General features: G+C 68.3%; 20 protein-coding genes and 1 tRNA gene. 15 read left to right on the top strand and 6 right to left on the bottom strand.

What is annotated here, in order from left to right:
* Nucleotides 1-52: 52 nt before the first annotated feature.
* A complete protein-coding gene (locus RS85_RS16140; RefSeq protein ID WP_046014477.1) occupies nt 53-1489 on the bottom strand; it encodes a PepSY-associated TM helix domain-containing protein in 1437 nt (478 codons plus the stop codon).
* Between the two features lie 65 nt (nt 1490-1554).
* On the opposite strand from RS85_RS16140, the gene RS85_RS16135 reads away from it, so the two are divergent.
* The gene (locus tag RS85_RS16135) at nt 1555-2157 is read left to right on the top strand and encodes a DUF5134 domain-containing protein (RefSeq protein WP_046014476.1); all 603 of its coding nucleotides are present in this window, start codon (nt 1555-1557) and stop codon (nt 2155-2157) included.
* Between the two features lie 204 nt (nt 2158-2361).
* Here RS85_RS16135 and RS85_RS16130 read toward each other — a convergent pair.
* Nucleotides 2362-2434, bottom strand: a tRNA-Arg gene (locus RS85_RS16130).
* A gap of 16 nt (nt 2435-2450) precedes the next feature.
* Nucleotides 2451-2816 (bottom strand): hypothetical protein, encoded by a 366-nt coding sequence (locus RS85_RS20105; protein ID WP_235282462.1) that lies wholly within the window; start codon nt 2814-2816, stop codon nt 2451-2453.
* Nucleotides 2817-3358: 542 nt separating this feature from the next.
* Here RS85_RS20105 and argS point away from each other — a divergent pair.
* Together argS and RS85_RS16115 are read left to right on the top strand one after the other, a co-directional pair.
* Nucleotides 3359-5023 (top strand): arginine--tRNA ligase, encoded by a 1665-nt coding sequence (gene argS / locus RS85_RS16120; protein WP_046014475.1) that lies wholly within the window; start codon nt 3359-3361, stop codon nt 5021-5023.
* 39 nt (nt 5024-5062) lie between these two features.
* Nucleotides 5063-5917: an LmeA family phospholipid-binding protein gene (locus RS85_RS16115; RefSeq protein WP_046014474.1), complete on the top strand. Its 855-nt coding sequence runs from the start codon at nt 5063-5065 to the stop codon at nt 5915-5917.
* Here the strand turns inward: RS85_RS16115 and RS85_RS16110 are convergent.
* Entirely contained in the window at nt 5914-6978 is a 1065-nt protein-coding gene (locus RS85_RS16110) for a YihY/virulence factor BrkB family protein (RefSeq protein WP_082087662.1), read from the bottom strand. The two genes, RS85_RS16115 and RS85_RS16110, sit on opposite strands and share 4 nt — an antisense overlap.
* A 147-nt stretch (nt 6979-7125) precedes the next feature.
* Between RS85_RS16110 and lysA the strand changes: the two genes are divergently transcribed.
* The 6 genes from lysA (at nt 7126) to RS85_RS16080 (ending at nt 14628) form a co-directional block, all read left to right on the top strand.
* Nucleotides 7126-8544, top strand: a complete 1419-nt coding sequence (lysA, locus tag RS85_RS16105) for a diaminopimelate decarboxylase (protein WP_046014473.1) — start codon at nt 7126-7128, stop codon at nt 8542-8544.
* A gap of 21 nt (nt 8545-8565) precedes the next feature.
* On the top strand, nt 8566-9870 hold the full coding sequence (locus RS85_RS16100; protein ID WP_046014472.1) for a homoserine dehydrogenase: 1305 nt from the start codon (nt 8566-8568) through the stop codon (nt 9868-9870).
* A gap of 2 nt (nt 9871-9872) precedes the next feature.
* Nucleotides 9873-10835, top strand: a complete 963-nt coding sequence (gene thrB / locus RS85_RS16095; RefSeq protein WP_046014535.1) for a homoserine kinase — start codon at nt 9873-9875, stop codon at nt 10833-10835.
* Between the two features lie 181 nt (nt 10836-11016).
* Nucleotides 11017-13101 carry a transcription termination factor Rho gene (gene rho / locus RS85_RS16090; protein WP_046014471.1) on the top strand — a complete coding sequence of 695 codons (2085 nt, stop codon included), beginning with the start codon at nt 11017-11019 and terminating at the stop codon, nt 13099-13101.
* An 8-nt stretch (nt 13102-13109) separates the two neighbouring features.
* The gene (gene prfA, locus RS85_RS16085; RefSeq protein WP_046014470.1) at nt 13110-14189 is read left to right on the top strand and encodes a peptide chain release factor 1; all 1080 of its coding nucleotides are present in this window, start codon (nt 13110-13112) and stop codon (nt 14187-14189) included.
* Between the two features lie 31 nt (nt 14190-14220).
* Nucleotides 14221-14628, top strand: a complete 408-nt coding sequence (locus RS85_RS16080; RefSeq protein ID WP_046014469.1) for a hypothetical protein — start codon at nt 14221-14223, stop codon at nt 14626-14628.
* Nucleotides 14629-14640: 12 nt separating this feature from the next.
* Here RS85_RS16080 and epsC read toward each other — a convergent pair whose 3' ends face one another.
* Both epsC and cysK read right to left on the bottom strand, forming a co-directional pair.
* Nucleotides 14641-15216 carry a serine O-acetyltransferase EpsC gene (gene epsC, locus RS85_RS16075; protein WP_046014468.1) on the bottom strand — a complete coding sequence of 192 codons (576 nt, stop codon included), beginning with the start codon at nt 15214-15216 and terminating at the stop codon, nt 14641-14643.
* Nucleotides 15213-16151: a cysteine synthase A gene (gene cysK / locus RS85_RS16070; RefSeq protein ID WP_046014467.1), complete on the bottom strand. Its 939-nt coding sequence runs from the start codon at nt 16149-16151 to the stop codon at nt 15213-15215. Before cysK ends, epsC begins: the two co-directional genes overlap by 4 nt.
* Nucleotides 16152-16249: 98 nt before the next feature.
* Here cysK and prmC point away from each other — a divergent pair, with 98 nt between their 5' ends.
* The 6 genes from prmC (at nt 16250) to atpE (ending at nt 20819) form a co-directional block, all read left to right on the top strand.
* Complete coding sequence (prmC, locus tag RS85_RS16065; protein ID WP_046014466.1) at nt 16250-17110, top strand: peptide chain release factor N(5)-glutamine methyltransferase; 861 nt, start codon at nt 16250-16252, stop codon at nt 17108-17110.
* A gap of 52 nt (nt 17111-17162) precedes the next feature.
* A complete protein-coding gene (locus RS85_RS16060) occupies nt 17163-17909 on the top strand; it encodes an L-threonylcarbamoyladenylate synthase (RefSeq protein ID WP_046014465.1) in 747 nt (248 codons plus the stop codon).
* On the top strand, nt 17906-19075 hold the full coding sequence (locus tag RS85_RS16055; protein ID WP_046014464.1) for an MraY family glycosyltransferase: 1170 nt from the start codon (nt 17906-17908) through the stop codon (nt 19073-19075). Before RS85_RS16060 ends, RS85_RS16055 begins: the two co-directional genes overlap by 4 nt.
* Entirely contained in the window at nt 19075-19593 is a 519-nt protein-coding gene (locus RS85_RS16050; RefSeq protein ID WP_046014463.1) for a membrane protein, read from the top strand. Before RS85_RS16055 ends, RS85_RS16050 begins: the two co-directional genes overlap by 1 nt.
* 121 nt (nt 19594-19714) lie before the next feature.
* Nucleotides 19715-20524: a F0F1 ATP synthase subunit A gene (atpB, locus tag RS85_RS16045; protein WP_235282469.1), complete on the top strand. Its 810-nt coding sequence runs from the start codon at nt 19715-19717 to the stop codon at nt 20522-20524.
* 58 nt (nt 20525-20582) lie between these two features.
* On the top strand, nt 20583-20819 hold the full coding sequence (gene atpE / locus RS85_RS16040; RefSeq protein WP_046014462.1) for an ATP synthase F0 subunit C: 237 nt from the start codon (nt 20583-20585) through the stop codon (nt 20817-20819).
* The last annotated feature ends 14 nt before the right edge of the window (nt 20820-20833 follow it).

Genomic DNA, 20833 nt, shown 5'->3' with positions numbered 1-20833 from the left:
CCAACAGAAGGGGTGTGCGGCGCGACCGCACACCCAACACCGTCTGACGAGGTCAGACGGTGTTGAAGAATCTCTTCCAGGACGGCATCCGTCGGATGAGGAGCTGGTCGACCGCGAGGATGACGAGCAGTGACAGGCCGAACATCGGCAGGAAGATGCCGAGGGCTGCGACCACGACCAGCAGGACGATGTTGCCGAACAGCGGCAGACGGGCTCGAGGCGCTGCGGTGCCGCTCGCGGTTCCTCGGCGACGCCACCACATGATGGGGGCGGAGACGCAGAGGAAGATCACCCCGAGGCAGAACAGCGACGTGAGGATCGTGTTGATGGGGCCGAAGCGACGGCCCTCGTGGATGGCGATGCCCTGGGAGACCGCCTGGGCCATCGGGCTGTAGTCCTCGTATCCGTACTGGGCGACGACATCGCCCGAGTACTGGTCGACGTGGACAGTCCGCTCGAGCGTCACATCGGATTCGGCCGGGTTGCCCTGCTGGTTCCACTGGCTGCTCATCACGCTGAACACGCCGGCCTCGTCGGCCGGGTAGATCACGTAGTAGGGGGTCGGGGCACCCTCGGCCTCCGCGGCGGCGACGGCGGTGTCGATGGACACCTGCGCACCCGCTCCCGTGCTCTGTCCGGTCGCCCCCATGCCGACTGCCCATCCCGCCGGCGCGTTGGTGCCGTCGGTCGTCTCGATGAGTTCCTCCATCGACGACTCCCCGCCCGGGTCGTCACCCCACAGTGACGAGCCGCCCTGCGATGCCACCTGCTGTGCAACGCTGCCCCACAGTCCCGTCCAAGGTAGACCCGAGACCACCAGCATGATGATGCCGATACCGACCGGCAGCCCGACGAGCGCGTGGGCGCTTCGAAGGCGCGCGCCGCCCGCCTTCTTCGTCGACGCGGCCTTCCGCGGCTTCCTGCCGAGGAAGAAGATGATGAACCCTGTGATGGTGAGCACGATGGCCCAACTCGCGCCGAGCTCCATGAAGCGGTCGCCGAGGTCACCGGCCAGGAGGTTCGCGTGAACGCGGATGAACACATCGGAGATCAGCTGGTCGTTCGTCAGCGAGCCTGTGACGACCGCCCGATAGGGGTCGACATAGACGTTCTGGGTCGTTCCGTCCTCGAGCGCGGTGACGAACACGGTCGCGCGATCTCCGAGGCTGTCGAACAGCGACATCACGGTGCGGTCCGGGTACTCCGCGAGCACGGCATCCTGCTGCTCGGAGAGCGGAAGACGTTCCCCGCCCTCGGGAACCGAGACGGTGATCACCCCCGGGTGCATGGCTGAATCGATCTGCGCACGGAAAAGATAGGTCATGCCCGTCACCGCGAGGACGAACAGCGTCGGGATGACGATGAGAGCTCCGTAGAAGTGCCAACGCCAGAAAGCGCCATACCAGTTGATCCTGCGTGCGCGGGGTGCGTGCGGGCGCTCGGCAGCGCCGACGGGGGCGTCCTGCACGGCAGCTTCTGCGGTGGTCATCGGCGCGGAGCCTTTCGACGAGGCGGAATCGTATGTCTACATTATGTAGTACTAAGCTCGTACCCGTGATCGCAGCACCTTGGAACATCGTCCTCACGCTCCTCTTCGTCGCCACGGCGGCGATCTGCCTCGGAGACCTCGTCGCCCGCCGGCGCCGCGTCTCCGACGGGACGGGGCTGACGGATGCCGATCTCATCGACCTCAACCACGGCGTGATGAGCATCGCGATGATCGTCATGGTCTGGTGGAGCGTCTGGGACGCAGTGACCTGGGCGCAGGTCGCGATCTTCGCCATTCTCGCGCTGGCGCTCATCCCGTCGTATCGAGGAGCGAAGGCGGCGAAAGCGGTCGACCTCACCGGCCATATCGCCCTCGACGCGGCGATGATCTGGATGCTGGCGGCGATGCCGCTCCTGATGGCGGGCATGGACATGGCAGAAGGCGACGGCGGAGCCCACGCCGGTCACCAGGGCGGAGGCGGGATGATGCTCGACGCGACTCCCGCATGGGCGGACGTCACGAACGTCGTGTTCCTGGGCATCTGTGCCGTGGCAGCGGTGTGGTGGATCCTGCGCCTGTTCACCGCCCGGCACCACCGCATCCACACCCTCTGTCACGTCGCCATGGCGGCGGGCATGGGGTGGATGCTCGTCCTGATGAACCTGTAGGCGAGCCGGATCCCGGCTGCCGAGGGAGGGTTCGTGCCCCCGCGTCCCCATTTGCCACTCCACGCGCCGCCTCGTTTGTGACGCATCGTCGCGATGATGAGAATGGGCGGCGCGTGGAGCCTCGGGCAAATGGGGCCCCTCGGTAGGGGGTTACCTAGGATGCGAAAAGGGACCGCCCTGGCGGGCGATCCCTTTTCGCATCCGTGCCCCCGACAGGAGTCGAACCTGCGACCTACGGTACCGGAAACCGGCGCTCTATCCACTGAGCTACGGAGGCGTACCGAACGACGATATCACTCGTCGGGGGTGGTCTCCGACCCGCCGGCCTCGGTGACGGGCGCTGCCCGCAGCGCGTCGAGGTCGGCAGCGACCTTCTCGGCCAGATAGCGGTGGCCATCCGTCGACGGATGCTTGAAGCCGACCACCACGTCGATGACGTCGAGATAGTTCTGCTCGGTGATCCAGTTCTCGGCGATGGGGGAGATGTACGCCCAGCCGCGCGCTGCCGCGAGTTCCGAGAGGTCGGCGTCGATCCGGGCGGTGGCCGCGCCGACCGGAAGCTCGTGCGGCGCCGGACCCAGCACGACGATCGCCGCCTCTGGATACTTCGCAGCCAGAGCGTCCCAGGCGGCCGTGACGGCTTCGCGGTAGCCCGCCACGCCCTGCTTGCGGTCGTGATCGAGCCCTGGATCAGGATGAGGTTCGGCGCGAGGGCCGGGTCGAGAAGAGCGATGCGCTCACCGAAGGTCGGGCCGTCGAGGCCGGGCTTGAGATAGCCGCTGCCGCGGACACCGTTGACGATGGTCTCGCCGTCGAGAAGGTCGGCGAGAACGTAGGCGTAGCCGAGAGACGGATCGGTCGCCGCGGAACCGTAGGTCCACGAGTCGCCGAAGACCAGCACACGCGGGTGATCCGGCAGGCTGAGAGGTGCGGGAGCGATGACCGAGGCGGCCGCGCCCTCCCCGCTTGCAGCGGCGCCGACGGGGGCTGCGGCGGGCATCGGCGTCCACGGTCGCCATACGCCGAGGACACCGGCGGCGACGGCGAGGAGCAGGGCGAGAACGACTCCCGCGACGCGCAGTCGGGCTCGGGTCGCGGAGGCGTGCATTGCATGAGGGTAGATCACAAAGTCGCGATCGCAAATTCCCCGCGCCGCCGGGGCGTCGGGGACCGTCATCGCGCGCCCTAAACTGGGACGGCTATGAACCCTGACACGCTCGCCGAAGCCCTCCTCGCCGTCCTCGCACCGATCGCCGAGGAACGACGCCCCGGCGAGCCGCTCGGCCTCACTGCATCCGACATCGTCTTCGAGCGCCCGCGCAACCGCGATCACGGCGATTGGGCGTCGAACATCGCGATGCGCCTGGCAAAGCCGTTCGGCACGAACCCGCGCGAGCTCGCTCAGCAGATCGCCGACGGACTCGCCGGCATCGAGGGCGTGGCGAGCGCCGAGGTCGCCGGCCCGGGCTTCATCAACATCCGCCTGGATGCCGCCGCAGCCGGCGCGCTCGCGAAGAAGATCGTCGACGCCGGCGCCGCGTACGGCACGAACGACTCGCAGGCAGGCCGCAGCGTCAACATCGAGTTCGTCAGCGCCAACCCCACCGGCCCGCTGCACATCGGCCACACCCGCTGGGCGGCGCTCGGCGATGCGATCGGCCGCGTGCTCGCGGCATCCGGAGCCACCGTCGCGCGCGAGTTCTACATCAATGACGCCGGCGTGCAGATGGAGCGGTTCGCGAACTCCATCGTGGCCGCCGCCAAGGGGGAGCCGACCCCTGAGGGCGGCTACGCCGGCAGCTACATCACCGACCTCGCCGTGCGAATGCTCGCCGCCCGCCCCGACCTGCTCGAGCTTCCGGATGATGAGCAGGCGGTCGTCGCGCGCGAGCTCGGCTACGAGTACCAGCTGGCCGAGCAGCAGGAGTCGCTCGAGAAGTTCAACGTGCACTTCGACGTGTGGTTCTCCGAGCGCACTCTGCACGCGAAGAACGCCGACGGGGTCAGCCTCGTCGACCAGGCCGTCGATCGCCTGCGCGAGCAGGGCCACGTCTTCGAGCAGGACGATGCGGTGTGGGTGCGCACGACCGACTTCGGCGACGACAAGGATCGCGTGATCCGCCGCTCGAACGGTGAGTACACCTACTTCGCCGCCGACGCGGCGTACTACCTGAACAAGGGCGATCGCGGGTTCCAGCACAAGATCTATCTGCTCGGCGCCGACCACCACGGGTACGTCCACCGTCTCAAGGCGCTCGCGGGCGCGGCGGGCGACGACCCGGAGAAGGATGTCGAGGTGCTCATCGGGCAGCTCGTCTCCGTCGGTGGAGCGCGTCTGAGCAAGCGCGCCGGCAACATCATCGAGATGGACGACCTGCGCGAGTGGCTCGGCACCGATGCCCTGCGCTACTCGCTGGAGCGCTCGCCTGCCGACTCCCCGCTCGCGCTCGACCCCGAGCTGCTGCAGAAACGCACGAACGACAACCCGGTGTTCTATGTGCAGTACGCGCACGCCCGCACCCACAACGTGGCGCGGAATGCCGCTGACTCCGGCGTCGATCGCTCGGAGTTCGCTCCTGAGACCCTGACCCACGAGTCCGAGAGCGCGCTGCTCGGAGCGCTCCAGGAGTTCCCGCGCATCGTCGCCTTCGCTGCAGAGGTGCACGAGCCGCATCGTGTCGCCCGCTATCTCGAGGAGCTCGCCGGCCTGTATCACCGCTGGTACGACAACTGCCGCGTGATCCCGCTGAGCGACGACCCGATCGAGGGCGTGCACCGCACGCGTCTGTGGCTGAACGACGCTGCGGGTCAGGTCTTCCGCAACGGCCTGGAGCTGCTCGGCGTCTCGGCTCCGGAGCGCATGTAGCACCGAGGGCCGGACACGCCGGTAGGGCAGGATGTCAGCATGAGCGACGACAACCACACCCTGCCGTATCCGGATGCCTCGGCAGAGCATCCGACGCTCGTGATACCGGATTCCGCCGAGGATCAGCGGCCGGATGCCGCACGCCCGAAGCGCCGTCGTCGGTGGCCCTGGGTGCTGCTGATCGTCGTGGTGCTCCTGGCGCTGCTGGTCGTCGCCGCCGAGTTCATCGCTCGGGCGGTCCTCCCGGGCATCGTGCGGTCGATCGTCATCGAGCAGCTCGATCTGCCGGCTGACCAGCAGCTCGACGTCGAGGCCGAAGGCATACTCCTCCCGCAGTTGATCGGCGGAAGTCTCGACACGCTGCACCTGTCGACGGATGCCGTGACGCTCGAGGGCATCACGGGGGCTGCGGATGTCACCGCGACCGGAGTGCCGCTGCGCGGGGGAGACCTCGGTGGCGCTTCCGGCACGATCCGCATCGATCAAGCCGAGTTCACGACTCTTCTCGCCAGCACGGATCTGCCCGTCGAGTCGGTCGAGTTCAATGCGCCGAACGCCACGCTCGGTGGCTCCTTCGCCCTGTTCGGCGCTGCCGTGCCGATCTCGCTCACCCTCACTCCGGGTGCGGCAGAGGGAGACCTCGAGCTGACACCGGAGGGCCTCACCGTCGGCGGTATCGACGTCGACCTCGACCGCGTCGGATCGATGCTCGGCTCAGTGGGGCAGGGCCTCACCGAGCCGCAGCGCATCTGCATCGCCGATCAGCTTCCGGCCGGGCTCACCCTCACCGGTCTTGCGATCGAGGGCAGCGAAGCGGTCATCGACATCGACGTCGACGGTGCGATCGCCACCGATCCCGCACTGCTGGAGAAGGGCGTCTGCCCGACGAGTTAGCTCTTCGCGGGCGTGCCGGTCTCGGCCGACGCGGCCTTCTGCGCGGCGCGCAGCTCGTTGGTCGCGATCCGCACGTCGACCTCCGCGCGCTGGAGGCGCCGCTGCAGGAACGTCGTCGCACCGAACTTCTGGTGCACCCGATCGGTCCGCTCCTCTTCGGCCGTCACGATGAACGCGCAGGCCAGCAGCATCACCTGCGCGGAGAGGTTGAGCCAGATCAGCAGGGCCAGCAACGACGCGAAGGATGCCAGGAGGGGGTTGCTGGTCGCACCGCCGACGAAGAGGCTGGACAGCTGCTGCAGCACGACGAGGCCGACCGCGCCGAGCAGCGCCCCGCTCCACAGGGAGCGCGCGGCCGGACGCACGCCGGAGAGCAGACGGAACACCGCCACGAGAAGCAGGGTGTCGAGCACGAACACGACGACGAGGGAGAGCAGCGGCAGACTCCAGCTCACCAGAGGCGAATCGGCCGGAAGCCCGAGCAGGTCGCTGATCCAGGTGACACCGAGACGGCCGACGAACGTGACGAGCGCTGCGGCGACGAAAGACGCGCCGATTCCCACGGCGAGAAGCAGGTTGCGCAGGATCACCCAGATGAACAGGATGTCGTCCTGCACTGTGCCGGCGATTACCCGAACAGCGGTGCGCAGCGAGCCGATCGCACCGAGCGCCGCGCCGATGAGGGCGACGAGAGAGATGATGCCGGCGATGGAGAACGACGCCGGCTGCTGTTCCCGGAGAGCATCCGTGTCGATCACGCCGCCCTCGCCGATGAGGCCGGGAACCGCGGACTGAACGGCGACGATGATCGCCCGCCACGCGTCCGGATTCCCCGCCAGCCACAGCGCGGCGATCGAGAATCCGAGCAGCACTCCGGCGAAGACGCTGAACAGTGCCCGGTAGGTCACGCTGTCGGCGAGCATCGGCCCGCGGCGCTCGGTGTAGAGCAGCGCGGCACGCACGATGCGGCGTCGAAGCGCCCACGCGATGATCGGTCCGGTGATGCGCGCGATCAGGCCGGGGCGATCAGTGTTCGGTGCGGTCGTTTCGGTGTCGGTCACGCCCCCACCCTATGAGCCCCCGCCGAACCGGCGCAGGGGCTTGACGCCGGGAGTCACCATGACAAGGCGGCCGAACCCGGTGCCCTAGAATCGGGTCAACCTCGATGTGCGCGTCCAGCCCGAGATCCGTCCCACGATTGGTGCTCAGTGCTTCCCCCTGCCGATTCGCTTGCCCCGGAATGGCTCGTCGTCCCCGATGACGCGAACGACCTCGCGAGCGGCGTGTGGCCCGCCTCGGCAGCACGCGACGCCGACGGTGTGCTCGAGCTCGCCGGCGTGAGCGCAGCGGACCTGGTCCGCGCGTACGGGACCCCGCTGCTGGTGCTGGACGAGGACGAGGTGCGCGGGCGGGCGAGAGCGTTCCGGAACGCCTTCGACCGTGCCGCGGCCGAGCACGGCACGACGGCGCAGGTCTACTACGCGGGCAAGGCCTTCCTCTCGACGACCGTCGCGCGCTGGGTCGTCGACGAAGGGCTGCGCGTCGACGTCTGCACCGGCGGAGAGCTCGCTGTCGCACTCGCCGCCGGAGTGGCCGGCGCGGCCCTCGGCTTCCACGGGAACAACAAGTCGACCGCAGAACTCGAGCGCGCCGTGCAGGCCGGTGTGGGCACGATCATCGTCGACAGCCCGATCGAGATCGAGCGCCTCGCCGCCATCACGGCTCGCAGCGGTGCCGTCCAGCGCGTCCTCGTCCGTGTCATCAGCGGCGTCCACGCCGAGACGCACGACTTCCTCGCCACCGCGCACGAGGACCAGAAGTTCGGATTCCCCCTCGCTGAGGCAGAGCAGGCGGTCGCACGCATCCGGGAACTGCCAGGACTCGACTTCGCGGGGCTGCACTGCCACATCGGGTCGCAGATCTTCGGCGTCGCCGGTTTCCGCGAGTCGGCGACGCGTGTGCTCGAGCTGCACGCGACGCTCCTCGAGGGCGGGCCCGTGCCGCAGCTGAACCTCGGCGGCGGCTTCGGCATCGCCTACACCCGCGACGACGACCCGGCACCGATCGAGCTGCTCGCCGGGGAGATCGTCTCGGCGGTCGCTGAAGGCTGCGCCGCGCGCGGCATCCCCGTTCCCGCTCTGTCGTTCGAGCCCGGTCGCGCGATCGTCGGCACTGCGGGCGTGACCCTCTACGAGGTCGGCACGACGAAGGACGTGACAGTGGAGTCCGGTGGCGTCCGACGTTACATCAGCGTCGACGGCGGCATGAGCGACAATCCCCGCACGGCACTCTACGGCGCCCAGTTCTCCGCCAGGCTTGCCTCGAGGGTCGGTGCGGGAGAGCCGCAGCTCAGCCGCGTCGTCGGGAAGCACTGCGAGTCCGGCGACATCGTCGTCGATCACGAATACCTGCCGGCCGATCTGGTGCCGGGCGATCTGCTGGCGGTTCCCGCCACGGGTGCGTACTGCACCCCGCTGTCGAGCAACTACAACCATGTTCCGCGTCCGCCCGTCGTCGCGGTGCGCGACGGCCGATCGAGGGTCATCGTCCGCGGTGAGACCATCGATGACCTGCTGGCTCGTGACGCGGGCATCGACGGGGCGTACGCCCCCGAGGGAGAAAAATGACCCACCTCCGAAGGAGCAACCATGACTGACTACCGACGACTTCGTGTGGCGCTGCTGGGCGCGGGAGCGGTCGGCTCGCAGGTCGCGGCGCTCCTGCTGCGCCATGGCGACGAACTCGCCGACCGGGCGGGCGCCGAGCTCGAGCTGGCCGGCATCGCCGTCCGCGACGTCGATGCGCAGCGCGACGTCGACCTCCCGAAGGAGCTCTTCACGACGGATGCCGAGACACTGATCCTCGGGTCCGACATCGTCATCGAGCTCATCGGCGGCATCGAGCCGGCCCGTACGAACATCCTGCAGGCGATCAGCTCCGGCGCGGATGTCGTGACCGCCAACAAGGCGCTGCTCGCGACGCACGGACCGGAGCTCTTCGAAGCGGCTGACCGTGTCGGCGCGTCCGTGTACTACGAGGCTGCGGCGGCCGGTGCGATTCCGATCATCCGCCCGCTGCGGGACTCGCTGGCCGGCGACCGCGTGGAGCGCATCATGGGCATCGTCAACGGCACGACGAACTACATCCTCGACCGGATGGACACGGAAGGCGCCGACTTCGGCGACGTGCTCGCCGACGCGCAGCGCCTGGGCTACGCCGAGGCGGACCCGACCGCCGACGTCGAAGGCTACGACGCCGCGCAGAAGGCCGCGATCCTGGCCAGCCTCGCCTTCCACACCGCGGTTCCGCTCGAGGCGGTGTACCGCGAGGGGATCACCTCGGTCACGGCATCCATGATCGAGGAGGCGCGTGCCGCCGGCTTCGTCATCAAGCTGCTCGCCGTGTGCGAGCGGCTCGAGGCGAACGCCACCGAGTCCATCTCGGTCCGCGTGTACCCGGCCCTCGTGCCCGCCACGCACCCGCTCGCCACCGTGCACGGCGCCAACAACGCCGTCTTCGTCGAGGCTGAGGCGGCCGGTTCGCTCATGTTCTACGGCGCGGGTGCCGGCGGCGTGCAGACGGCATCCGCTGTTCTCGGTGACGTCGTCTCGGCAGCGCGCCGTCACATCGCCGGGGGCGTCGGCGTGGGCGAGTCCACCAGGGCGAACCTTCCCGTCGTGCCGATCGGGCACGTGACGACCCGCTACCAGATCACGCTCGAGGTCGCCGATGCGCCGGGCGTGCTCGCCACCGTCGCCGGCACGCTGAGCGACGGCGGGGTCTCGGTGGCGACGGTCGTGCAGACCGTGGAAGGTGAGGATGAGCCCACCGCCCGACTGATCATCGGCACGCACCGCGCGACCGAGCAGGCGCTCAGCGCGACCGTCGACGCTCTCGCCGACAGTTCCGTCGTGGCGCGGGTCATCTCGGTGCTCCGCGTGGAAGGCGAGTGACGGTGTCGGCCACCCCGGTCTCCGCTGAAGGCGGCGCGACGCAGGGAAGGACCGTCGAGGTGCGGGTCCCCGCCACCAGCGCGAACCTCGGGCCCGGTTTCGACACGCTCGGCCTGGCGCTCAGCATCTACGATACGTTGCAGGTGACGGCGCTCCCCGAGGGGCAGCTCGAGATCGAGGTGACAGGTTCGGGTGCGCAGGAGATTCCCCGCGACGCCTCGAACCTCATCGTCCGCACGATCGCGTATGTCTTCGCCGACGCGGGTCGTCTTGTTCCGGGTCTTCGCATCGTGGCCGAGAACGGCGTGCCGCACGGACGCGGCCTCGGGTCGTCCGGCGCAGCAGTCGCGGCCGGCGTGCTCGCGGCGAAAGGACTGCTCGCCGGCGACGTCGACATCGACGACGACGATCTGCTCCGCCTCGCGACCGAGCTCGAAGGCCACCCTGACAACGTCGCCCCCGCGCTCTTCGGCGGGCTGACGATCGCGTGGGTGGGGGAGCGCGGCCCTCAGCACAAGAAGCTCCTCGTGCACCGCGGGGTCTCGCCGCTCGTGCTGGTACCGGCGTACACCATGTCGACGTCGCAGGCGCGCTCTCTGCAGCCGCCGCAGGTGTCGACCGCGGATGCCGTGTTCAACGTGTCTCGTTCGGCGCTGCTCATCGCCGCGCTGATGCAGAGCCCCGAGCTGCTGCTCGATGCGACGGCAGACCGTCTCCACCAGGATTATCGTGCTGAGGCCATGCCCGAGACGCAGCGGCTGGTGCAGGCGCTGCGCGCCGCCGGATTCGCCGCCGTCGTGTCCGGGGCGGGACCGAGCGTGCTCGTGCTGGCGGACGGACCGGGCAGCCGCCAGGACGCCGTCGAGCTCGCCGATCGGATCACAGACACCCCGTGGGAGGCGCTCCTGCTCGCCGTCGACGTGCGTGGTGGTACAGTGGGGGATCGAGCGGAGGGCTCCACGTAGTTTCGTGAATCTGGCCCCATTGCAACTCTTGCAAGACCCGCACGCAAACCCTTGATGCAGAGCTCTTTCTCAGAGCCTCCTGCCGAGGCTGGCTGGCGCAGAGCGTCAGCCCGTGCGATCGCGCGCAGCACCCGTTGTGCACGTTCAACGCTCTTTCCCCATGACATATAAGGGAGTACTCGTGGAGAACCTCTCCGAGACCCAGAACGATCAGACGACGTCCGTCGCCGACGCCCCTGCGGCTGCTGCGGACACCGAGACGGCCGCACCGGCGCGCAAGCGCGCACCGCGTCGTGCCACCACCGCCACCGCCGCCGCGAAGGCGGAGAAGGCTGCGGAGAAGGCGGATGCCGCCCCCGCAGCCGTCGAGCAGCAGGCCGCGCCGTCCGGCGACGGAGCCGAGAACGCGGAGGCCGCCCCCAAGGCCAAGGCCCCGCGACGCAGCCGCGCGAAGAAGGCGGATGCCGATGCACCCGCAGCCGACGCCTCCGACGCCCCGGCCGAGGCACCTGCCGCCGCCGAGGCGCCGGTCGAGGCCGCCCCGAAGACCTCCGGCCGCGGCCGCCGCGGCGCGCAGAAGCCCGCCGCGGACGCAGAGCCCCCGGCGTCCGACGCCGCGGATGCCACTCCTGCCGAGTCCGGTCAGGAGGACGGCGGTCAGAACGACTCCGCTCCGAAGCGCAACCCGCGCAACAACAACGCGCGCACCAACGCTCAGAACGACAGCGCGCAGAACGACGAGGGCCAGAACGGCGGCACCCAGAACGGCGGCGCCCAGAACGGCAACGGCCGGAACGGGCGCAACGGCAACGCCCAGAACGGCAACGCCCAGAACGGCAACGCCCAGAACGACGACGCGCAGAACAACGACGCGTCCGACGCAGACGGCGATGAGCAGGGCGGCCGTGGCCGCAATCGCAACCGCAGCCGCAACCGTGGTCGTGGTCAGAACGGTACTGCGCAGGACCAGCAGCAGCCCCAGGCCGCCGCAGTCGCCGCAGACGACCAGGCAGGCGGCAACAACCGCAATCGCCAGCGCAACAAGCGTCGCGGCGCGGAGCCGACCGACGAGTTCGACACCGAGATCGGCGAGGACGATGTGCTGATCCCGATCGCCGGCATCCTCGACGTTCTCGACAACTACGCGTTCGTGCGCACCACCGGCTACCTCGCAGGTCCGAGCGACGTGTACGTGTCCCTCGGACAGGTCAAGAAGTACAACCTCCGCAAGGGCGACGCCGTCGTCGGCTCGATCAAGCAGCCGCGCGAGGGCGAGCAGCAGGGGCGCCAGAAGTACAACGCGCTCGTCAAGGTCGACTCCATCAACGGACTGTCGGTCGATGACGCCGCGACCCGCGTCGAGTTCGGCAAGCTGACCCCGCTGTACCCCCAGGAGCGTCTGCGCCTGGAGACCGCGCCCGAGAAGCTGACGCAGCGCATCATCGATCTCGTCGCTCCGATCGGCAAGGGCCAGCGCGGCCTCATCGTCGCGCCGCCCAAGGCCGGCAAGACGATCGTGCTGCAGCAGATCGCGAACGCGATCGCGCAGAACAACCCCGAGGTCCACCTCATGGTCGTGCTCGTCGACGAGCGCCCCGAAGAGGTCACCGACATGGAGCGCACGGTCAAGGGCGAGGTCATCGCCTCGACCTTCGACCGTCCGGCCGAAGACCACACGACGGTCGCCGAACTCGCGATCGAGCGCGCCAAGCGCCTGGTCGAACTCGGTCGCGACGTGGTCGTGCTGCTCGACTCGATCACCCGTCTGGGACGCGCGTACAACCTCGCCGCCCCGGCATCCGGCCGAGTGCTGACCGGTGGAGTCGACGCCTCGGCGCTGTATCCGCCCAAGCGCTTCTTCGGTGCTGCGCGCAACATCGAGAACGGTGGATCGCTCACCATCCTCGCCACGGCGCTCGTCGAGACCGGCTCCAAGATGGATGAGGTCATCTTCGAGGAGTTCAAGGGCACCGGCAACAGCGAGCTGCGTCTCTCGCGCTCGCTCGCCGACAAGCGCATCTTCCCGGCCGTCGACGTCAACGCGTCGAGCACCCGCCGCGAGGAGATGCTCCTTTCGGCCGACGAGGTCAAGATCACCTGGAAGCTGCGTCGCGCTCTTGCGGGCCTCGACCAGCAGCAGGCTCTCGAGGTCGTGCTCGGCAAGCTCAAGGAGACGAACTCCAACGTCGAGTTCCTCGTGCAGATGCAGAAGTCGATGCCTGCGCCCGCTTCGGGCGCCCACGGTCACGACAGCAGCATCCGCTGAGGGATTCCGTGTTCGAGTCCGTCCAGACTCTGATCGACGAGCATCGCCGGGTGCAGGAGGAACTCTCCGACCCGGCGGTGCACGCCGACGCCGCCCGTGCGAAGCGCGTCAACCGCCGCTACGCCGAGCTGTCGCGGATCGTCGCCGCGTACGACGCCTGGATCGCGGCGACGGATGATCTGGAGACCGCTCGGGAGTTCGCCCGGGAGGACGAATCCATCGCCGCAGAGATCCCTGCGATGGAGGAGGAGCTCCAGACCTCGCAGGAGCGTCTGCGGCGTCTGCTGATTCCGCGCGACCCCGATGACGCGCGCGACGTGATCATGGAGATCAAGGCGGGTGAGGGCGGCGCGGAGTCGGCGCTGTTCGCGGCCGACCTGTTGCGCATGTACATCCAGTACGCGGCGCACAAGGGGTGGAAGACCGAGCTGCTGGAGCGCAACGAGTCCGACCTCGGCGGCTACAAGGACGTCCAGATCGCCATCAAGGGTTCGTCGACCGACCCGGCGCAGGGTGTCTGGGCGCACCTCAAGTACGAGGGTGGAGTTCACCGCGTGCAGCGCGTGCCGGCGACCGAGTCGCAGGGTCGCATCCACACCTCGACGACGGGCGTCCTGGTCTTCCCCGAGGTGGACGAGCCCGAAGAGATCCAGATCGACCCGAATGATCTCAAGATCGACGTGTTCCGGTCCTCAGGTCCCGGTGGGCAGTCCGTGAACACGACCGACTCGGCCGTGCGCATCACGCACGTGCCGACCGGCATCGTCGTCTCGATGCAGAACGAGAAGTCGCAGCTGCAGAACCGCGAGGCCGGCATGCGCGTCCTCCGCGCCCGCCTACTCGCGCGTCAGCAGGAGGAACTCGCTGCTGCGGCGTCGGATGTGCGCAGGTCGCAGATCCGCGGGATGGACCGCTCCGAGCGGATCCGCACCTACAACTTCCCGGAGAACCGCATCGCGGATCACCGCACCGGCTTCAAGGCCTACAACCTCGACCAGGTGATGGACGGCGCACTCGATCCGATCATCACGAGTGCGATCGCCGCCGACGAGGAAGCGCAGCTCGCCGCCGTCGGCAACGACTCCTGACAGCGTCCGCGCCGAGCGCTAGGCTCGGCGCGTGATCACACTCCTGTTCCGCGGGCTGATGTACGTCGTCTCCGCCGGCCTCGGACTCATCGTGGCTGACGCTCTCCTCGACGGATTCCGGATCCAATGGGACAGGTGGTGGGGATTCGTCATCTGCATCGTCGTCTTCGCGATCGTGCAGAGCATGCTCGCGGTGCTGACGGGCAAGCTCGCGCATCGTCATGCCCCCGTGCTGACGGGCGGCATGGGCATCATCTCGACGTTGGTCGCCCTGGTCATCGTGGTGCTGCTGCCGATCGGCGGCCTGCGCATCGTCGACCTCAGCGGCTGGTTGCTCGGAGCGCTCATCGTCTGGCTGATCACGGCGCTCGGCAGTGTGCTGCTTCCGCGGATCTTCCTGAAGCGCAGAGTTCCTGAAGACGACTCCCGCCGCCGCTGACGGCTCAGCCGGTCAGATGGAGTAGTCGGGCGCAGTGAGCAGCGCCCGGGTGTCCTCGCCGACGCTGCGATGACGCGGCTTGGCCGGCACGCCGACCAGGATGCTGTCCGCCGGGGCATCGCGCGTCACGACAGCGTTCGCGCCGACCACGGATCCGGCGCCGATAGTCACCGGACCGAGGATCTTGGCCCCGGCTCCCACGGCGACGCCGTCGCCGAGGGTCGGATGCCGCTTGCCCGAGTCCCGCGTGCGGCCGCCGAGCGTGACGCCGTGGTAGAGCATCACATCGTCGCCGATCTCGGCGGTCTCGCCGATGACGACGCCCATCCCGTGGTCGATGAAGAAGCGCCGACCGATCGTCGCCCCCGGGTGGATCTCGACACCGGTCAGCCAGCGGGACAGCTGCGACGTCGAGCGGGCCAGCAGGCGGAGCCGGCGCTCCCAGAGTGCGTGCGAGACGCGGTGAGCCCAGATGGCGTGCAGCCCCGGGTACAGCAAGGCCACCTCGGCCGCGCTGCGCGCGGCCGGATCGCGCAGGCGCGCGGCCGCGACGTCTTCGCGGAAGCGAGCCCAGACCGACGTGCTCACTCGTCGCGAAGGTGCTCGTACAGAGCCGTCGACAGGTAGCGCTCACCGAACGAGGGGATGATCACGACGATGTTCTTGCCCGCGGCCTCCGGGCGCTTGGCGACTTCGAGTGCCGCCCAGATCGCGGCGCCGCTCGACATGCCGACGAGGATGCCGTCCTTGGCCGCGGTGTCGCGGGCGAGGCGGATCGCATCGTCGAAGGTGACGTCGATGACCTCGTCGAGCACGTCGCGGTCGAGGATCGGCGGCACGAAGTTCGGTCCGATGCCCTGGATCTTGTGCGGACCGGGGTGGCCCTCGGTGAGGATGGGGGAGTCCTTGGGCTCGACCGCGACGATCTTGACGCCGGGGATCCGCTCCTTCAGGACCTGTCCGACACCCGTGATCGTTCCGCCGGTGCCGATGCCGGCCACGAAGTAGTCAACCTTGCCGTCGGTGTCGCGGAGGATCTCCTCGGCCGTCGTCTTGCGGTGGATCGCCGGGTTGGCCTCGTTCGCGAACTGCTTGGCCAGCACCGCACCGGGAGTCTTCGCCGCGATCTCCTCGGCCTCCGCGATGGCGTTGGTCATGCCCTTGGTGGGGTCGGTGAGCACGAGCTCGGCGCCGAACGCCTTGAGCAGCATGCGCCGCTCCTTCGACATCGATGCCGGCATGGTGAGGATCACCTTGTAGCCACGGGCCGCTCCCACCATCGCGAGCGCGATGCCGGTGTTGCCGCTGGTCGCCTCGACGATCGTTCCGCCCGGCTTCAGCTCACCCGATGCCTCGGCGGCGTCGACGATCGCGATACCGAGACGGTCCTTCACGCTGGACGCCGGATTGTAGAACTCGAGCTTGGCGAGAATCGTGGCGTCGACACCCTCGGCCACCCTGTTCAGGCGGACGAGCGGGGTGTTGCCGAACGCGGTCGTGATGTCGGAGTGGATACCGGGCATGAGGAGCCTTCCTGTGCGGGTCGCTGCGGCACCAGCCTAGGTGAGGCCTTCGGCGACGCGGGAAATGTGACAGCCGCTTGCACTCTACGCTGGAAGCCATGCCTGAGAACTCGCTCGCCGCCCACGTGCGCGCCGCGGCCCAGCGCCTCGCGGAGGCCGGGGTGCCGGACCCGCTGGTCGACGCCGAGCTGCTCGCGGGTCACGTGCTCGGACACCGCCGCGGTGAGGTGCAGGCGGCGGTCATCCGCGGTGATGGCCTCACCGACGAGCACGCGGCGGAACTCGACCTCCTCGTCACGCGGCGCTCTGCGCGTGAACCCCTCCAGCACATCACCGGCACGGCTCCGTTCCGACATCTCGAGTTGGCCGTCGGCCCCGGTGTCTTCGTGCCGCGTCCGGAGACCGAGACGGTTGCCCAGTACGCCATCGACGCGTTGCTGACTGCTCCGGACGCGGCGCCGATCGGAGTCGATCTCGGCACAGGGAGCGGCGCGATCGCTCTGGCGATGGCGACCGAGGTGCCGCATGCCCGCATCTTCGCCGCCGAGCTCTCGCCCGATGCCCATGTCTGGGCGAGCCGGAACACTGCGGGGGTCGAGAACCTGACGCTCATGCTCTCCGATCTCGCCGACGCGTTCCCGGAACTCGACGGCACGGCATCCGTCGTCATCTCGAATCCGCCGTACGTCCCCGACGATGCGATCCCGCGTGACCCGGAGGTGCGTCTGTTCGACCCCGCGATGGCGCTGTACGGGGGAGAGGACGGCCTCGACGTCGTGCGCACCCTCAGCTCGCGCGCGCTGCGACTGCTCCGTCCCGGGGGACTGCTCGTGATCGAGCACGGTGAGCTGCAGGGAGCGGCGATCAGGGAACTGCTCACCGCTGACGGATGGCGCGCGACGGCGACGCACCGCGACCTGACGCTGCGTGACCGCGCCACCACGGCCCTCCGGCCCTGATCAGCCCACGTCGAGCATTCTCCGCATCCGGCCCGGATAGAATCGAACCGTCATGTCAACCATCTTCGACTGCCGCGACGAGGCGCAGCTGCTCGCCGGAATGCGCAACGCGCGCCAGGCGATCGGCCGCGGAGAACTCATCGTGATGCCCACCGACACTGTGTACGGGGTCGCCGCCGACGCCTTCTCCCCGGCGGCCGTGCAGCGCCTTCTCGACGCCAAGGGACGAGGCCGCGACCAGCCGCCGCCTGTCTTGATCGGCTCCAAGGACACCCTCGCCGCCCTGGCCGAATCGGTCCCCGAGCCCGTCCAGCGTCTCGTCGACGCCTTCTGGCCCGGCGGACTCACCATCGTGCTTCCGGCCCAGCCGTCGCTCGTCTGGGATCTGGGCGAGACGCTCGGGACTGTCGCCGTACGGATGCCGGAGGGCCATGTCGCCCTCGAACTGCTGGCCGAGACGGGACCGCTGGCGGTGTCCAGCGCGAACCTCACCGGCAAGGACGCCGCGATCTCCGCCCTCGATGCCGAGAAGATGCTCGGTGACAGCGTCGCGGTGTACCTCGCAGACGGTATGAGCAAGAACGGCATCGCGTCCACCATCGTCGATGCCACGTCGTTGATCCGCCGGGGCGACGACGAAACGGGTCTCGTCCGCATCCTCCGCCACGGGGTCGTGACCAGGGAGCAGCTGCACGAGGTGCTCGGCGACCTGCTGGAGCCCGAGGAGACGCAGGAGTCCGACGAGGGCCAGGAGTCGCACGAGGATCACTCGGGGGAGCAGCAGGACGGGAATCCGTGAAGCAGTATCTCTTCACGATCGTCCTCACCGCCGTCATCACCTTCGGGTTGACGTGGGCGGTCTGGCGTCTGAGCCTTCGCTTCAAGCTGTATCCCGGCATCCGCGACCGCGACGTGCACACGACGCCGACTCCGCGGCTCGGCGGCGTCGCGATCTTCCTCGGCATCGCCTGCGCCTTCGCGTTCTCGGCCGCGAATCCCTTCTTCCAGAGCATCTGGATCCCGCCGAGCACCATGTGGTCGATCCTCGGCGCGTCACTGCTGATCGCGGTCATCGGCGTCGTCGACGACCTCTGGGATCTGGACTGGATGATCAAGCTGGGAGCCCAGTTCCTCGCCGCAGGGATCATCACGGTCGGAGGCGGACTGCAGATACTCTCGCTGCCCTTCGGCGACCTGATCGTGTTCTCGAGCTGGGTCAGCATCACGATGACGATGTTCGCGATCGTCATCGTCATGAACGCCGTGAACTTCATCGATGGGCTCGACGGTCTCGTCGCCGGCGTGTGCCTCATCTCCAACGGCGTCTTCTTCGCGTACTCCTACATCTTCACCCGCGATTCCGGTGCTTCGAGCTACTTCAACCTGTCGACCTTCATCGCGGCGGTGCTGATCGGCGCCTGCCTGGGCTTCCTCCCGCTGAACTGGAGTCCGGCGAAGCTCTTCATGGGCGACTCCGGGGCACTGGTCCTCGGTCTGCTGATGTCGACCTCCGCGATCGCGATCACCGGTCAGATGGATCCCTCGGCACTGGACCCCGAGCGTCTCGGACGCTCTCAGCTGCTCGGTGCGTTCATCCCGATCCTGCTGCCGCTGCTCGTCGTCCTCTTGCCGTTGCTCGACTTCGGTCTCGCGGTGCTCCGGCGCATGAACGCGGGGAAGTCGCCGTTCTCGCCCGACCGCAAGCATCTGCACCACCGCATGCTCGATCTCGGTCACCGCGATCGTGATGCGGTCCTCATCTTCTACGCATGGACGACCGTGATCTCGCTCGCGGTGCTGCTCATGTATGTCGGCGCGCGCGAGGATTGGCCTGGCCAGTACCTGCCGGGCGTCGGCTTCGGCATCGTGGGCATCGCGGCATGCCTTGTCATCACCCTGAGTCCTACCCGCCGCAGAAAGCGCCCGGCGGCGGTTGCACCCGATCCGAAACCCGTGGAGTCCTGATGAGCCCCAGCCCCGTATCCAGCACGCCGATCCTGCGTCGCACCCTGATCTGGTCGGCGGTGGCCACCGCGGTGCTCGCAATCGTCGCCGGCGGGATCGGCTTCGCCGTGGCGCAGGGGGAGGGGCTCGTGAGCGGGCTGCTCGGCGTGCTCCTGTCTGCTCTGTTCCTGGCGATCACGGGGATCAGCATCCTCGTCGCGAACCGCTGGTACGGGGACCCGCTGTACGTGCAGCTGTTCTTCGCCATCGTGCTCGGCGGTTGGCTGCTGAAGCTCGGCGTGTTCGTTCTCGTGATGATCCTGCTGGCCGGGCAGCCGTGGCTGCATCCGATGGTCTTCTTCCTCTCGATCATCGCCGGCGTGATCATGTCCCTCGTCATCGACGTGATCGTGCTCACCCGGATGCGGCTGCCGAACGTGAGCGACACGACGCTGCCGACCGAGGTACCGGAAGACCGTGCGCCGGGGGCCGGCTATCTGCCGGATGCGGGCCCGTCGGATAGCGGTCCGCGGTCTTAGGGCATCCTCAGATTCTGATAGTGTTGAGGAGTGCCCGCCGCTCTAACGCGAGCGCTTGCGCAGAAGCACACCGACCATCGTCGCCCCGGTTCTGACCGGTGCCCCGAAGCTGGAGCCCGCGCTGTTCAATCTTGCTGCGACCCTGATCCCTAAACTCGCCACTGATGGCGAGTTCCACGGCCCGTCGATCGATGAGTTCTTCCCGGAGATTCTCTTCGATGCGTTCGGTGTCATCCCGGTGCACCGCATCCACGTGGTGCAGTTCCTCTCGGTCATCGCCGTCGTCCTGATCCTCTGGCTCGGTACGCGCCGCATGACGGTCGTGCCCGGCCGCTTCCAGAGCCTCGTCGAGATGGGCCTCGGGCTCGTCCGCGGAAACATCGCGCACGACCTGCTCGGACGCAAGGACGGCGACCGCTTCCTGCCGATCCTCACCACGATCTTCTTCATGGTGCTGTTCATGAACATCACGGGCATCATCCCATTCCTGAACATCGCCGGTACCAGCATCATCGCGGTCCCGCTCGTGCTCGCGCTGGTCAGCTACGTGACCTTCATCTACGCCGGCATCAAGAAGAGCCCGGGCAAGTTCTTCAAGAACGCGCTGTTCCCGGCCGGTGTGCCGTGGCCGGTGTACATCATCGTCACCCCGATCGAGCTGCTCTCGACCTTCATCATCCGTCCGGTGACGCTCACCCTGCGACTGCTGATGAATATGGTCGTCGGCCACATGATCCTGGTCCTCTGCTTCGCAGCGACCCAGTTCTTCTTCTTCACCGCAGGTGGCGGCTGGGCCGTCCTCGGTGTCGGAACCCTCGCCTTCGGCGGCGCCTTCACGATCTTCGAGATCCTGGTGGCCGTGCTGCAGGCCTACGTATTCACCGTCCTCACCGCGGTCTACATCCAGCTCGCGGTCGCAGAAGAGCACTGAGCCAACAGACTCTGAGCGGGCGGGCAACAGCCCTCCCACCCAACGAAAGGAAAAACCCGTGGACGCAACTACGGTTCTCGCTGAAATCACCGGCAACCTCGCGGCGGTCGGCTACGGCCTCGCAGCCATCGGCCCGGCCATCGGCGTGGGTATCGTCGTCGGCAAGACCATCGAGGGCGTCGCTCGTCAGCCCGAGCTGGCCGGTCGCCTTCAGGTCCTCATGTGGATCGGCATCGCCTTCACCGAGGCGCTCGCATTCGTCGGCATCGCCGTCGGATTCATCCCCTTCCCGTAATCCGCCTCGACTTC

This window comes from Microbacterium sp. SA39, from assembly GCF_000967865.1.
Taxonomy (GTDB): domain Bacteria; phylum Actinomycetota; class Actinomycetes; order Actinomycetales; family Microbacteriaceae; genus Microbacterium.
This window is presented reverse-complemented; position numbering and strand designations above follow the sequence as displayed.